The sequence below is a fragment of the Pseudomonadota bacterium genome (assembly GCA_016195085.1).
Classification (GTDB): domain Bacteria; phylum Pseudomonadota; class Alphaproteobacteria; order SHVZ01; family SHVZ01; genus JACQAG01.
In genome coordinates this window covers 58,315-71,351 of the sequence record JACQAG010000012.1, presented here as the reverse complement: position 1 = coordinate 71,351, position 13,037 = coordinate 58,315, and the positions used below count along the sequence as shown (strand labels likewise).

The following is a 13,037-nucleotide window of genomic DNA, read 5'->3' as shown; positions in this document are numbered from 1 at the left end:
TTCAATGCGGTCATTCATTGGCATTGAGCCGACGGAGCAGCAACTGGAGTCCCGAATGGACCAAGCCGAGCTGCGACCTGATGAGGTCGATCCTGCCATGTTGCGCGAGACGCTGGATGCGCTCGACATGGCGGTCACGGTTTATGGATCCGACAACCGTCTCGTCTACTGGAATGGGGCGGCGGCCGAATACTTTCCCCAAGCCGCGGAAAGTTTGCAGCGCGGAATAAGCGCCGAAGAACGGGACCGATCCAAGGCGAGAGCGGGCTATGTCCCGCTGAATAGGCCATTCACCCCCGGTGCCGACGGGGCCAGCCGGGAGGAATGGAACCTCAGGGATGGCCGAAGGCTTCTTCGCCGGCAATATCGAACCCGCTCCGGCGGCCTCATCACCACCTACATCGATCTCACCCGCAGGTTCGAGGCCGAGATCCGCACGGTCGCCGCGCTCAGCGCCGAAGTCGAGCGCGACGGCTTGATCATCGATGCGACCCGCGAGGGGATCTATGATCACGACTGCCGCCAGGACTCGAGCTGGTGCTCGACCCGCGCGCACGAGATCCTGGGCCTGGGCCCCGACGCTCTCAACGGACAGAGAGAGCGGTTTTTCGCGCTCATGCATCCCGATGACCTCGCCTCGTATCGGGCGCTCCTCCTCAAGGCCGAGAGCGAGCACTCGCGCTTCTTCTCCGCCTCCATGCGCATGCGCCACAGCGACGGGACCTGGCGCTGGATCGCGGAACGGGCCCGGCTGGTCTACGCCGAGGACGCAAGGCTGGCGCGCATGGTCGGCTCCTTCGGCGACGTGACGAAGCAGCATGAGGCCGAGGAGGCGCTGCGGCGAACCAATGAAGAGCTCGAACAGAGGATCGCCGAGCGCACGGCACATCTCCAAGTGGAGATCGCCGAGCGCCGCATCGCCGAGGAAAGCACCCACCAGGCCGAGCAGAAGCTGATCAAGCTGTTCGAGATCCTGCCCGTGGGCTTGGTCGTCTTCGACGCCAACGAACGGCTGGCCGAGGCCAACGAGCAATTCTTCGCGATGTATCCCGAGATCGAGCGCGATGCGTTCGCCAACGCCACGGCGGCGGAGCGGATCCGGGCTCTGGAGTTCACCTATATCCTCAACCACCCGGGCGGCCGGCCCTATAGCGCCGCCGAGCGCCGAGAGTGGCAGGAGCGGCGGGCAGGTCAGGTTCGTGCCGGTATCCCAGACCAGTGCGAGGTCAGATCGCTGAGCGGCAGGATCAGCCGTCTCATCAGCGCCAGAACCACCGACGGCCGGCTTATCCAGGTCCACCACGACATCACCGATCTGCGCCAGGCAGAGGCAAGGCTGCAGGATGCGATCGACAATATTCCCGCCGGCATCGTCATGTTCGACCGGAACATGCGCCTGTCCATGATCAACAAGGCGACACGGGAACGAACCGGCACGGATGTGGACCGCATCTATGTGCCCGGCATGCCACTGGAGGAGCATGTTCGGCTGTGGTGGAGCACGCAGCCCGCGCAGAGTCAGCCATCCGATGCCGAGCTCGAGGCCCTGGTGGCAAACCGGCTCAGGAGCTTGAACTCGGCGCAGCCGGACACGGTCGAGACCCGCACCAAGAGCGGCCGCCTGTTGCGGCTCTTCACCGCGCGCACGAGCGAAGGCGGTTTGGTTCAGGTCGGGTTCGACATAACCGAGACACGCCAAGCCGAAGAGCGCCTGATCGACGGCATCAACGCCCTCGACGATAGTCTGGCGATCTACGACCGCGACGACCGGCTGGCGATCTTCAACGAGGCTTATCGTCTCGAGCTGGCGCCCATCGCTCACCTGGTGACAACGGGCCGCCACTTCCTGGAGATTCATGACGCCATCTGGGAGGCTGGCATCGCGAATAGAAGCGAGCGCACCAAAGAAGAATGGCTCAAGGTCCGAATCAACGCGCACCGTGCCGCCACCGGAGTCCCCGTCGAGTACACGCGCCTTGGCAGACATTATCGGAACGCCGTGTTCCGCACCCGCGGTGGCGAAACCGTGCGCCGCACGACCGACATTACCGACCTGCGCGATGCCGAGCAGAAGCTGAGAAAGCTGTTCGAGCTCATGCCGGTGGGCGTGGCACTGTGCGAAGGCGATGGCCGTATGTCAGAGGCCAATGACTTCTACTTCGCCATGTATCCGGAGCTGTCGAGCTCGGACGTGATCGGCAAGACCATCGAAGAGCGGGTCACGATGCCCGGTTACCATTATCTTCTTCGGCATCCCGATGGTGACCCGTTCACCGACGCCGAGGCCGCTCGTTGGAAGCAGCGACGCATCAGCGATCTGCGGGAGGGCACGCCGGCCACCGTGGAGCTGCGCACGCCAAGCGGCCGCATCGCGCGCGTCACCAGCGCCCGGACGGAGGATGGAAAACTCATACTCGTGCACCAAGACATCACCGAGCTGCGCCAAGCGCAGGTTCAGCTCAGCGATCTCGTCGATGGCCTCGATAGTTCGATCCTGCTGTTCGATTCCGACCAACGCTTGGTGCTTTGGAACGCGTCCACCCGCCGGCTGTTTCCACGCTTTGCTGAGCTCCTACAGCGAGCGATGACACATGATCAAGCCTACACGCTCTTCCGAGAGACCGGCTATGGTGCCCCGGGCGCGAGCGCCAATGCCGCGGGCGCGTTCAAGCCGGGAACACGCATATGGCAGCTCGAGGACGGACGCTCGATCGAAGCGAGACGCATGCGCACCGGGGATGGCGCATTTATCATCACCCACACCGATATCAGCGCCATCAAGCAGGCCGAGAAGCGTCTGCACGATGCGGTCAGCGTGCTCAATGACAGCTTCGCCTTGTTCGATGCCGAGGATCGGCTGGTCATGGCGAATGAGGCGTGCCATCACGAATTGCTGTCCTTTGTCGGCAATGTGGTCCCGGGCACGACCTACGAGGAGATCCTGGGGAAGTTTTGGGACGCCGGCGTGGTGCCGGCCACGTCCGGAAGAACCCGGGAAAAATGGCTGAACAAGCGCATGGCCGAGCACCATGCCGCAGATGGACAGCCGATCGAGGTCAGGCGAAATGGCCGCGTGCTCCGGGTGACGGAATACCGGACCGGCCAGGGCGAGACCGTGCGCCTGTCCATCGATGTGACCGACCTCCGGCGCGCCGAGGAGCGGTTGCAGACGGCGATCAACGCCATGAGCGACAGCTTCGTGCTGTTCGACGCCGACGAACGGCTCGTTCTCTACAATGACGCGGCCATGCGGGAGTTCGCGCCGATCGCAGACACAGTCGCGCCGGGAGTTGCCCGCAGGGATGTCAGCAACGCCGTCTGGAACTCGGGCTTGATCTTGGTTCCGCCCAACATGACCCGCGATGAATGGTTCGAGAAGCGCGAGGCGCTCTACCGTGCTGCCGACGGGCGGCCCTTCGAGGTTCGCCGTCCCGGGCAGATCCGACGCGTGAGCGAAACGCGCACGCCCACCGGCGAAACTCTCTACCTCTCCTCGGACATCACCGATCTTCGGCGCGCCGAAGAGCGCCTGGTCGAGGCGATCAATGCGATCTCCGACCGGTTTGCGCTGTATGACCGCGACGACCGTCTAGTTCTTTGCAACGAGCCCTATCGGCAGGTCTTGAATGAGATCGGCGTCGAGATTACGCCCGATCTGACCTTCGAGGCGATCCTGCGCAGCATCTGGCGCTCAGGGCGAGCGACTGGCGACGGGATCGCCGATGAAGAGGGGTGGGTTGCGCTCCGTATGCGGCCGCATCGCGAGGCGACCGGCGAGCCCTACGAGGTGTATCGGGCAGGGCGCCACGTTCAGAACCGGGCGTTCCGCACCAAGGGCGGTGAGACGGTGCGGCTGACGACCGACGTGACTGTTCTGAGACACGCCGAGACGCGCCTAATCGAGGCGGTCAACGCGCTGGATAACAGCTTCGCCCTCTTCGACGAGAATGACCGCCTGGTCCTGCACAACGATGCCTATCGCCGCTCTTTGGAGGCGGCAGGCCCGGCCTTTCGCATCGGCATGACCTACCGGGAGCTATGCGAAGCATTCTGGGAAGGCGGCGGCGCCGAGGTCGACGGCATGGAGAAGGAAGCGTGGCTGGAGGATCGCCTCACTCGACATCGGGAAGCGACCGGCCAGCCGCTCGAGATCCGCCGCGGGGACCATCGTATTCGCAGCATGGCCTTCCGGACCCGCAGCCGCGAGACAGTACGGCTCGTCGTCGACGTCACCGATCTACGCCGGGCCGAGGAACGCCTGGTCGAGGCGATCAACGCCATGACCGGCCGCTTCGGACTCTACGACCGGGACGACCGCTTGGTTCTCTGCAACGAGGCCTATCGCGAGGAGCTTATACGGCTGGGCGCCGTCGTATCGCCGGAGCTGACCTTTGAGCAGGTTCTCCGCTGTATCTGGCGATCGGGCGAGGCCTTCACCGACGGGGTCGCCGATGTGGAGGAGTGGGTTGCCACTCGGATGCGATTGCACCGTGCGGCGAGCGGCATTCCCTACGAGGTCGTCCGCGATGGCCGCTATATCCAGAACATGGTCTACCGGACGACGAGCGGCGAGACCGTGCGGCTCACGGCCGACGTGACCGATCTACGCCGAGCCGAGTCGCGTCTCGTCGAGGCGATCAACTCGATCGGAGACGGCTTTGCGCTGTTCGACAATAACGATCGTCTCGTCCTCTACAACGACGCCTACCGCCGTCAGCTCGCCGCCGCCGGCCCGGCCCTGCGCCAGGGAATGAGCTATCGGGAGTTGTGCGAAGCCTTCTGGGACGCCGGAATGGCCGCGGACGACGGCATGGACAAGGACGCATGGATGGAGCTGTTCATCAGGCGGCATCGAGAGGGCTCCGGAAAGCCGATCGAGATCCGGCGGAAAGGCCGCAATTTTCGCTCGAAGACGTCCCGGACGAGCAGCGGCGAGACCGTCCGCTTGTCAACCGACATCACCGACCTTCGGCGTGCCGAGTCACGTCTTCTGGAGGCTATCAATTCGCTCGGCGAAAGCTTCGCACTTTACGACGAGAACGACCGCCTGGTTCTCTACAACGACGCCTACGCCCGCGAGATCGCGCCGATCGGACCGGAATCTCATCATGGCATTACCTACCGGCAATTGTGCGAGCGGTTCTGGGAGCACGGCCTCGTCTCCGCCGAGGGCATGAGCCGGGAGCAATGGCTCGAGGATCGATTGCGCCGTCACCGCGAGGCTTCCGGCGAATCCTTCGAGATTCGCCGCGGCGATCGCCAGTTCCGCAGCATGGCGTTCCGGACCTTGAGTGGCGAGACCGTCCGGCTGACGGTCGATGTGACCGATCTCCGGCGCGCCGAGGAACGGCTGATGGAGGCCATCAACGCAATGACCGATCGGTTCGCGCTCTATGATCGCAGCGATCGTCTGGTGCTGTTCAACGAAGCGTTCCGCACGGGCTTCGCCCGCGTCGGCATCGACATAACCCCGGGTCTGACCTTCGTCGACCTGGCCCAGCTGTTTTGGAAATCCGGCGGCGGAGGCGAGGACCCGAACGAGGGCGATCCGGCGATTTGGCTGGAAGAGCGCCTGAAGCCGCATCGCGACGCGAGCGGCATCCCCCATGAGATCTCCCGCAACGGCCGCCATCTCCGCAACACGGTGTCGCGCACCAGGAGCGGCGAGATCGTCAATCTGATCTCGGATGTGACCGATCTAAGGCAGATCGAAACCGAGCTCAGGCGCTCGCTGGCGGAGATCGAACGGCTGAGCCAGGCGGAGCTCGCCAAGCGTAGCTTCCTTCTGCAATCGGTCATGGATACGTTGCCCTCCGCGCTCGTCATCCTCGATGGCGACGGCAAGGCGATATTCTGGAACCACGGCTTTCTCAAGATGGCGGAGCTCATCGACCGTCTGGATAGCCAGAGCGGCGGCCCGGTGCAAGGCTCGAGCCTGGCCGCGCTTCTGCGGATGCTGCAGGCGCCCGACGACATGGCCGATGCCTTGCTGACAGCCGGCACGACCGCGGTCGAGGCGAACTTGCCGGGCGACCGAACGCTGCATTTCGAGCTGCTGGATACCGAGCGCGGCAACCGGCTCCTGATCGCTCAGGACGTGACCTTGGAGCGCCGCGAGGCGGCCGACCGCATGGCCGTGCAGGAAAGACTCCTGCAAGCGCAGAAGGCCGAAGCCATCGGCACCATGGCCGGAACCGTCGCCCACGACTTCAACAACATGCTGACCGTGGTCATGGGCTTCGCCTCGCTGTCGCAGGGCCAGGTCGGCGTCGCCCGGTCGCTCGTCGACAAGCTGCCGGTCGGCGATCCCAAGGCCGCGCGGAAATCGCTCCGCATCTTGGCCGATGCGATCGCCCCGCTCGATCGCTCGCTCGCCAACATCGTCGAGGGGGCGGCGCGCGGCCGCGCCATCGTCGACAATCTCAACAACTTCGCCAAGGCAAAATCCGGAGCCTTCGAGTGCAGCGATCTCGCCGTCACCGTGCGCGAGGCGGGCAAGCTCGCCCGGATTTCGCTGCCTAGCAGTGCGGCGCTGCACATCGAAGCCCCGCCCGATCAGAGTCTGGTCCTCCATGACAAGGTCAGGATGGAGCAAGCGCTCATCAATCTCTGCCTCAACGCCAGTCACGCCTTGGAAGGAAAGCCCGGCACGGTCACGTTGAAGCTCGAGCGGATCGAGGTGGATGGCTCGCGGGCCGAAGAACTGCGCAAACGCGACATCGAGTCGAGCCCTCTCCACCACATCATGGACGAGCATGCCGACGGCGCGGCCGAGCTATGGCGCGGTACGCTGAGCCAAGGCCCGCACTTTCGCATCGAAGTCTGCGACTCCGGTAGCGGGATGGGTGCCGATGTCCTCGCTCATATCTTCGAGCCGTTCTTCACCACCAAGCCTGCCGGTACCGGCACCGGCTTGGGCCTCCCCTCCGTGGCCGGCATCGTCGAGAGCCACGGCGGAGCCGTGCATGTGCGCTCGAAGAAGGGACAAGGTACGAGCTTCAACTTGCTGCTGCCTTTGAGCGCCGAGACGATACCGAATGGCAAGGCGGCGGAAACTGCCGCCCCGGCCGTGACGACGGTGATGGTGGCGGCCTCCGGAGCCTCGCCCGCAAGCGAGGAAGGCGCTTTGCGTGCGCTTGCCGCCGATGTGGCGGTCGGCTTGACGCGAATGGAAAGGCAGTCCCGGGAAGCGCGCGAGCAGGCGCCCCGCATCCTGGTGGTCGACGATGAGGAGCACGTCTGCGAGCTCCTGGAGATGACGCTGCTGCGAGCCGGTTTCGAGGTCGAAGCCTATTTGAACTCGACCAAGGCCTTGGCGCGGATCAAGGAAGATCCTGCCGGCTTCGACCTGATCGTCACCGACCAGACCATGCCGAACGTCACCGGAACGATGCTGGCCGAGACGGCGCACGCGCTCAGGTCCGACATGCCCGTGCTCATCTGCACGGCCTTCTCAGCCAAGGTGCTGGATGACCGCAATCCGCCGCCGGGAGTCGTCGGCATCATCCGCAAACCATTTGCGCCCAAGGACGTGGTTGACCGGATCAGGGTCGTCCTGGCGACGGCCGAGGCGGCGCGCCGCCGGCGCTGATGGTCGGCCGTCGGCGCGCGTCGAACGATTCGCGACGAGCGCGGACCGGCTCAGCCACGGGCGTTTTGTGCGGTCAGCAGCGCATCGACGGAAAGGCGAGGCGTGGGGCTTGCGTCCTTCGGCAACGGCACTTCGCCAATCTCGCCCGTGCTGGGCTTGCTGTGGGGCACAGCGTGCTGCAGCCGAGCCGCCGCCTCGTTGGCGCTGAGGCCGATTGCCGTCAGATGCTCGATTGCCTTCCGCTCGTCGATATAGCCATTGGTGAAGCGGGCGATGACGTCGCTTGCGCGAATTTCCTGCTCCGGGCGCAGCTTGGGGCGCTGACCGGCTGCGGCGGCACCGTCCGCAGGCTCGGCCGACCGCGAAGGCGACGGCGCCAGCGGAACCGATGCAGTTGTATTGTTCACGGTCGGCACGGTCATCGATCGCTTCTGGATCAGGGGTCTGCGTGCAAACGGCGACGACGCTAGCTTATACCAGCCTGGCGAAGGCGTCTGCACAAAGGCGCCCCCACGTAATTTCGTTGCGCGAGGAGCAAGGCAGCGCCGTTCGAGCCCGGTCTCCGCTCGGTGGCCCCACTACGGCCCGCCTCGAGCATAATGGACGAAGTAGGCTTCGATCTCCCGTCGCTTCTCCGGCTGCAGAAAGATGAAGCGGCCGGCGATTTCTCCGCCTTCGATCCTGACGACGACCGCTTCGGCGTCGAAGGCAATGTTGAAATGGTCCTGGCGGACGGCGATGGCAAGCTTGATGCGCTGCTTGACGATGAGATCGCCCTCATAGGATCCGGCCAGGAACCCGAGCGTGCTCCAGTTGCGCAACGGATAGATCTTGCTGTCGATCTTGACGACGCACTGGGGAGGCGTCGGCACGCGCGGCGCTTGGCGCATCTCCGCGGACCGTCGGTCTGGTGGCGCCGGGTCTTTGGCGTAAAAAAACTCTTTTACGGCTGTCAACATCATGATCTCCCGACGATCCCGTCAGCGTATGGAGAGAGACCAATCGGAGGTCTGCGGGAAGTAGCGGGCGACGAAGCGGTAGGTCTGGCGGATTCGCCGCTCGTTGTCGGCGCTGCGCTCGATGGTTACCTCATCCCAGGCGGCGATCAGCTCGTCCCAGCGCATCAATTGCTGATGCAGGTCGTCGCGCATGCGGCGAATGTATTCGATCGTCTCCTCATGCTTGCGCAGCAAGGAAAGGATTTCGCCGGTGTTGGCGTCGATCTGGTCGAAGAGGGAACCGAGCTTGCTGACGGGAATCCCGATCAAAGATTGCGCGCGGCCGATTTCCTCGTAGATCGACCGCTCCCGCTTGTAGGTGGCGCCGAGGGAACGCAGATTCGAGGAGATCCGCTTCACTTTGAACGAACGGCTGCGCAAGGCCTCGATATAGGAGAACTCGCGGACGAGCTGGTCGATCTTGTCCACGACCTCCTGCCTGCGATCCGAATCGAGACCGAGCTTCTGCGCGATCGCGCCGAACGCGTGCTGCACCTTTGCCTTGACTTCGGGGTCTTCGAGCATGTCGGCGAAGGCGTGCCCGTCCAGGGTGTCGAGCTGCTTGCCGTTGAGCCAGGAGACAAGCTGCATCGAGAACCGCGCCTGCGAGGCTTCGAGGTGTCGACTGGTCACGGTCCACGACGCCGAGCCGTCCAGCAGCTCGGAGGGCACCGTGTCGCCCGGACGGATCTCGCGGACGAACCGCAGCCCCTTCTCGACAATCGCCAGCAGCTCGATGTCCGGGCTGCCCTCCGCAATGTCGAAGGACCCTGTCAACCGCGCGATGGGAATGGCGGCCTGCATGTCGCCGAGATTTACGTAATAGACGGGGGTCGAGTCGTCGCGGGCCAGCCTGAAATACGAGCCCTTGATCGCGAATACGGGATGACGAAAGGTGAACTCGGTGGGCTGCTTTGCTTCCTTGGGCGCCGGTATCTCGGCGAGCGGGCTCGCATCCAGGCTGTCGGCGTCTAGCAATGTGTCCATGGGTCATCCCCGGTGACTTGTGTCACAAGCCGGACCCTATGCGGACGGGCAATGCCGGACCATCAGACAAAAGTATGAGCCTCCGGGCAGACGCTCCCGCACTCCCTCCACCTTTCGGCTGATACCGAGACGATCGCGACCCCGGTAGGCTCCCTGCGAGATCGGGCCCGTTTCACTCGGAGGGTGCGAGGAAACGGCTCTTAAGGAGATTTCGAATGACCATCTCCCCGCCCCGCCTTGCCGGCGGGTCCGAAGATCGCGGTATCGAGGCGGAGATGCCCCGATCGGCCGGGGTCCATCGCCTCGCCTGGGGCCTGCTCGGAGAGGTCGAATGCTACGAGGCATGGCTCTATGCCCCCCGATCGGCCGAGACCGGCTCCGAGCGCGAGCCCGACCACTACATGTTCTACCGCGGGCGGGACGAGATGATCGAGGAGATCAAGAATCTACCTTGGGAGCTGGCCGCCAGGGTGGTCGTAAAAGCGATGGTTGGGGGTGATCCCTGCCCGATCGACCAGGACGGCAATGCGCTCGACCCCGACGACCTCCACGTCATCGCGAATGCGATCTGAGCGCCGGCGCGGCAGACCAATGATCCAGCCTCATACTTTCGTCTGATATGACGCGCCCGACCGGGCAGCCATGATCGTCGTGACATCGGCACAGGAACGCCAGCGTCTAGAGGGAGCGCAATCATGGACGACTTGATCCGGGAATTTTTGACGGAGACCGCCGAGAGCATGGTGCAGGTCGACAACGACCTCGTCGCCCTCGAGCAGGATCCCGGCAACGCGGATCTCATCGGCCGAATCTTCCGGCTGGTGCATACGATCAAGGGAACGTGCGGCTTTCTAGGCCTGCCACGGCTGGAGAAGCTCGCCCATGCGGGCGAGAACGTGCTGGGACGCTTCCGCGAGGGCAGTCTCACGGCTGCTCCGGCCTCGATCGGCGTCGTGCTCGAATCCTTGGATCGCATCAAAGGCATCTTGGCGGCCATCGAGCAGGCTGACGGCGTCGAGCCGCAGGGCGACGATGCCGCCCTCATCGCCCGGCTGGACGCGATCTACAAGGGCGAGACCCCGGCGGAGACCGCCGCCGTCGCGACTCCGTCGGCCGAGGCGCCCGCCGCAGGAGCCGAAGCCGAGGCCGAGCCCGTTTCCGATCCGACGCCCGCCGCACCGCCGAACGCGGCCACCAAGCCCGAGCCCGTCGAGCCGAACAGCAAAGCCGCCGGCAGCGAGACCTCGAGCGTGCGCGAGAGCGCGGTCGCCAATCAATCCATCCGGGTCGCAGTCGAGCTGCTGGAAGGCTTGATGACCACCGTCAGCGAGCTGGTGCTGACTCGCAACCAGCTGCTGCAGGCGTTGCGCAGCCAGGACATCCCGGCCATCCAGGTGCCTCTCCAGCACCTCTCGAAGATCACCTCGGAGCTGCAGGAGGGGATCATGAAGACCCGCATGCAGCCGATCGGCAATGCCTGGAGCAAGCTGCCGCGCCTGGTGCGCGACCTCACGGTCGATGTCGGCAAGAAGATCGACCTGCAGATGAACGGCGCCGAGACCGAGCTCGACCGCCAGGTCTTGGAGCTGATCCGCGATCCGCTGACCCACATGGTCCGCAATTCGGCCGACCACGGCCTCGAGCGCCCGGAAGACCGCCTCGCGGCCGGCAAGCCGGAGACCGGAACCATCACGCTCAACGCCTTTCACCGCGGCGGCCACATCATTATCGAAGTCAAGGATGACGGACGCGGCCTGCCGGTCGAGAAGATTCGTCGCAAGGCGATCCAGAATGGCCTGGTGACCGAGGCCGCCGCAACCCAGATGACCCCCCAGCAGATCCAGTCCTTCATCTTCAAGGCGGGATTCTCCACCGCGGAGAAGGTGACGGCGGTCTCCGGCCGCGGCGTCGGCATGGACGTCGTGCGCACTAACATCGAGCGCATCGGCGGCACCATCGAGCTCGCTTCCGAGGAAGGCAAGGGAACTGCGTTTTCGATCAAGATCCCGCTCACCTTGGCGATCGTCGCGGCGCTGATCGTGGCCGCGTCCGGCCAGCGCTTCGCCATTCCGCAGATCGCCGTCTCCGCGCTGGTTCGTGCCAAGCCGGAACAGATCGAGCATCTGCACGGGGCTGCGGTGTTCCGCTTGCGCAACCGCTTGCTGCCGCTCGTCGATCTCGGCCGCGTGCTCGGGCTGAAGGACGAGTCGAAGCTGGAAGGCGGCTTCATCGTCGTAACCCAAGTCGGCAGCCAATGCTTCGGCATCGTCGTCGACCGCGTCTACGACACCGAGGAGATCGTGGTGAAGCCGGTTGCGCCGATCCTGCGCGCCCTCACCGTTTACGCCGGCAACACCATTCTCGGCGATGGCAGCGTCATTATGATTCTCGACCCCAATGGGCTCGCCTCCACGATCGGCGGCACCACCAGCGAGGAGGAGGTTCGCGACTCGAAGGCAGCACAAGTGAGCTCCGGCAGGACCATCGCCCAGCTCATCCTGTTCCAGACCGAGTCCGACCCCGCCCCCAAGGCGGTGCCGCTCGGCTCGGTCGCCCGGCTGGAAGAGCTCGAGTCGAGCCGCGTGGAGATCGTGGACGGCGCGCCTGTGGTGCAGTACCGCGACGAGCTCATGCCGCTCACGACGATCGATCCGCGCGATCAGATCCCGACCTCCGGGAACCTGTCCGTACTGGTCTTCGGCGACCAGAAACGCACGATGGGCCTGGTGGTGCAGAAGATCCTCGACATCGTCGAGACCCCGCTCGACATCAAGCTCGCCTCGAAGCGGCTGGGCATGCTCGGAACCGCGGTCATCGCCGGTAAGGCGACCGAGATCATCGACGTTGAGCACTTCGTGAGCCGCGCCTTTGCGGATTCCCTGCCGCTCTCCGCCATGCCGGAGGAGAGCCAGGCATTTCGCATGGCGGCCGAGTAGTTGAGGCAAGCATTCCAAGGAGCCTTTGTGCCATGACAGACTCGCTCTCCAGCATCGATACCGAACAGGTCAAAGACTACGTGACGGTATCCCTGGCCGATCAGCAATTTGGCATTCCGATCCTGGCCGTCCACGACATCCTGAACGAGCAACGGATGACGCAGGTGGCGCTTGCGACCGGTGAGGTCTCCGGGGTGATGAACATCCGGGGTCGGATCGTGACGGCGATCGACGCGCGGCGTCTCATGGGGCTGCCCGATCGACCCGCCGGGCAGAAGAGCATGAACGTCGTCGTGCATTTCCGCGGCGAACCCTATGCGCTGGTGGTCGATGCCGTCGGCGAAGTTCGCGGGATGGCAATGAGCGCCTACGAGCGCAACCCCAGCAACATGGACGCGGCTTGGGCCGGGTTGAGCCAGGGCGTCTATCGCCTGGACACCGGTCTCGTGGTCATTCTCGACGTCGAGCGGATCATCGGCGGCCTGCTCATGGAAAAGGCCGCCTGATCGGCGGGCCGGAACCGGC

Annotated in this window: 7 protein-coding genes; 4 read left to right on the top strand and 3 right to left on the bottom strand. The window is 64.6% G+C overall.

Features of this window, described 5'->3' with window-relative positions; all coding sequences use genetic code 11:
• Positions 1 to 55 precede the first annotated feature (55 nt).
• Positions 56 to 7,591 (top strand): PAS-domain containing protein, encoded by a 7,536-nt coding sequence (locus HY058_03490; protein MBI3496350.1) that lies wholly within the window; start codon positions 56 to 58, stop codon positions 7,589 to 7,591.
• A gap of 50 nt (positions 7,592 to 7,641) precedes the next feature.
• Here HY058_03490 and HY058_03485 read toward each other — a convergent pair whose 3' ends face one another.
• From HY058_03485 to HY058_03475, 3 genes are all read right to left on the bottom strand, one after another.
• Positions 7,642 to 8,013, bottom strand: coding sequence for a hypothetical protein (locus HY058_03485; GenBank protein ID MBI3496349.1), 372 nt, complete (start codon positions 8,011 to 8,013; stop codon positions 7,642 to 7,644).
• A 156-nt stretch (positions 8,014 to 8,169) separates the two neighbouring features.
• Complete coding sequence (locus HY058_03480; GenBank protein ID MBI3496348.1) at positions 8,170 to 8,463, bottom strand: hypothetical protein; 294 nt, start codon at positions 8,461 to 8,463, stop codon at positions 8,170 to 8,172.
• A gap of 108 nt (positions 8,464 to 8,571) precedes the next feature.
• Positions 8,572 to 9,393: a hypothetical protein gene (locus tag HY058_03475; GenBank protein ID MBI3496347.1), complete on the bottom strand. Its 822-nt coding sequence runs from the start codon at positions 9,391 to 9,393 to the stop codon at positions 8,572 to 8,574.
• A 398-nt stretch (positions 9,394 to 9,791) separates the two neighbouring features.
• On the opposite strand from HY058_03475, the gene HY058_03470 reads away from it, so the two are divergent.
• The 3 genes from HY058_03470 to HY058_03460 all read left to right on the top strand — a co-directional run bounded on the left by HY058_03470 (position 9,792) and on the right by HY058_03460 (position 13,018).
• A complete protein-coding gene (locus tag HY058_03470; protein ID MBI3496346.1) occupies positions 9,792 to 10,148 on the top strand; it encodes a hypothetical protein in 357 nt (118 codons plus the stop codon).
• A gap of 123 nt (positions 10,149 to 10,271) precedes the next feature.
• Positions 10,272 to 12,512, top strand: a complete 2,241-nt coding sequence (locus HY058_03465) for a chemotaxis protein CheA (protein MBI3496345.1) — start codon at positions 10,272 to 10,274, stop codon at positions 12,510 to 12,512.
• A gap of 32 nt (positions 12,513 to 12,544) precedes the next feature.
• A complete protein-coding gene (locus HY058_03460; GenBank protein MBI3496344.1) occupies positions 12,545 to 13,018 on the top strand; it encodes a chemotaxis protein CheW in 474 nt (157 codons plus the stop codon).
• Positions 13,019 to 13,037: the final 19 nt, after the last annotated feature.